The sequence below is a fragment of the Sporolituus thermophilus DSM 23256 genome, assembly GCF_900102435.1.
Classification (GTDB): domain Bacteria; phylum Bacillota; class Negativicutes; order Sporomusales; family Thermosinaceae; genus Thermosinus; species Thermosinus thermophilus.
This window is the reverse complement of sequence record NZ_FNBU01000047.1, coordinates 1-1,637: the sequence shown is the minus strand read 5'-3', so window position 1 is coordinate 1,637 and position 1,637 is coordinate 1. Positions and strand designations below refer to the sequence as shown.

Sequence of the window (1,637 nt, the reverse complement as noted above, 5' to 3'; positions counted from 1 at the left end):
TGCGGGAGCTTTCGCTTGCCTATGCTTAATATTATGTTAACTCATCCGTGATGGTATGTCTTCTAAAAAATCCTACAATGTCTTGACACTATCATATGCAGTAAAAAGGTTTGCGATTTTATCGCAGGGGAGTATAATGAAAGTTGTGCCGGCGTAACGAGCGGCGGAAAGGAGAGGTATTCATGCACGAAAACTGGATTGCCGTTATCATCGGCATTGTTGAAGGATTAACGGAATTTTTGCCTATTTCGTCGACAGGGCATATGATTTTGGTCGGATCGCTGCTGGGATTTGAAGGGGAGAAAGCCAGCGTTTTTGAAGTTTTTATCCAGCTTGGGGCTATTTTATCGGTCTTTATTCTTTATCGCGATAAGTTTTTGCGGATGTTGGACATTAGGCGCCTAAGCGTTACCGGCGGACTGTCAGCCGCTCATGTTGTCGCCGGCATTCTGCCGGTGATGGCGGTTGGCTATCTTTTGCATAAACCGATTAAAACCTATTTGTTTTCCCCTTTCACCGTAATTATTGGTTTGGTGGCCGGCGGCGTGCTGATGCTGGTTGCCGAGAAGCTGGCCAGACGGCCGGTGACGCGCGATGTGGAGGATATTACGCTCCGGCAAGCCTTTTTGGTTGGACTGTTTCAAATCCTGTCGTTGTGGCCGGGGTTTTCCCGCTCCGGCTCTACCATTGCCGGCGGTTTATTCTTCGGCTTAAGCCGGCGGGCGGCGGCGGAGTTTTCCTTTATCATTGCGGTGCCGCTTATGCTGGTGGCCTGTCTGTATGATTTGCTCAAAATATGGGATAAGCTGAATATGGGTGATATTCAGCTGTTCGCTATCGGTTTCGTCACCGCCTTCGTCGTGGCCTACCTGTCAATTGTGTGGTTTTTGGGCTTTCTTAACAAATCCAGTCTTGCGGCTTTTGCCTATTACCGCTTTATCCTCGCCGGTTTGTCCTACTACTATTTCTTTTGGCGTTAACGGGGGTTAGCTACCGATTTCCTCTTTACAGGGTGCGTTTTATATGATAATATAATAACCTGTCAGCGTCCTGACGCTCGACAGCCGAAAATGGAGGGGTTCCCGAGCGGTCAAAGGGAGCAGACTGTAAATCTGCCGGCGGACGCCTTCGAAGGTTCGAATCCTTCCCCCTCCACCAAAAGCGGTGACCAGTCCGGCGGACGCTAACAACTGCACCCTGAAGACTGACGACCGAACTTGGCGGCGTAGCTCAGTTGGCTAGAGCAAGCGGTTCATACCCGCTGTGTCCGGGGTTCGAATCCCTGCGCCGCCACCAATAAATACCATGGCGGAAGCTAAAAAAGCGCCACCGAATATATTGACATAAGCTGCTGTATATAATATAATAAATTCCGTTACTGATAAAATGTGCTGGCGTAGCTCAATTGGCAGAGCAGCTGACTTGTAATCAGCAGGTTGGGGGTTCAATTCCCTTCGCCAGCTCCATAACTATCTGGAGGGGTTCCCGAGTGGTCAAAGGGAGCAGACTGTAAATCTGCCGGCGGACGCCTTCGAAGGTTCGAATCCTTCCCCCTCCACCACTTGCTAGCGTCGCGGGATAGAGCAGCTGGTAGCTCGTCGGGCTCATAACCCGAAGGTCGCAGGTTCAAATCCTGC

At 50.4% G+C, this 1,637-nt stretch carries 1 protein-coding gene and 4 tRNA genes; all 5 read left to right on the top strand.

The annotated features are described in order from the left end of the window. Positions 1–182 precede the first annotated feature (182 nt). The 5 genes from BLQ99_RS14680 to BLQ99_RS14660 all read left to right on the top strand — a co-directional run bounded on the left by BLQ99_RS14680 (position 183) and on the right by BLQ99_RS14660 (position 1,561). Positions 183–980: an undecaprenyl-diphosphate phosphatase gene (locus tag BLQ99_RS14680; protein ID WP_093692254.1), complete on the top strand. Its 798-nt coding sequence runs from the start codon at positions 183–185 to the stop codon at positions 978–980. Between the two features lie 92 nt (positions 981–1,072). Then, a tRNA-Tyr gene (locus BLQ99_RS14675) sits at positions 1,073–1,158 on the top strand. Positions 1,159–1,219: 61 nt separating this feature from the next. Beyond that, positions 1,220–1,296 (top strand) — tRNA-Met (locus BLQ99_RS14670). Between the two features lie 94 nt (positions 1,297–1,390). Then, positions 1,391–1,466: transfer RNA gene (locus tag BLQ99_RS14665), tRNA-Thr, on the top strand. 9 nt (positions 1,467–1,475) lie between these two features. Continuing rightward, positions 1,476–1,561: transfer RNA gene (locus BLQ99_RS14660), tRNA-Tyr, on the top strand. Positions 1,562–1,637 lie beyond the last annotated feature (76 nt).

Excerpts from the sequence above, each read along its gene's own strand:
- BLQ99_RS14680 (WP_093692254.1), top strand. The coding sequence starts at position 183 with ATGCACGAAAACTGGATTGCCGTTATCATCGGCATTGTTGAAGGATTA.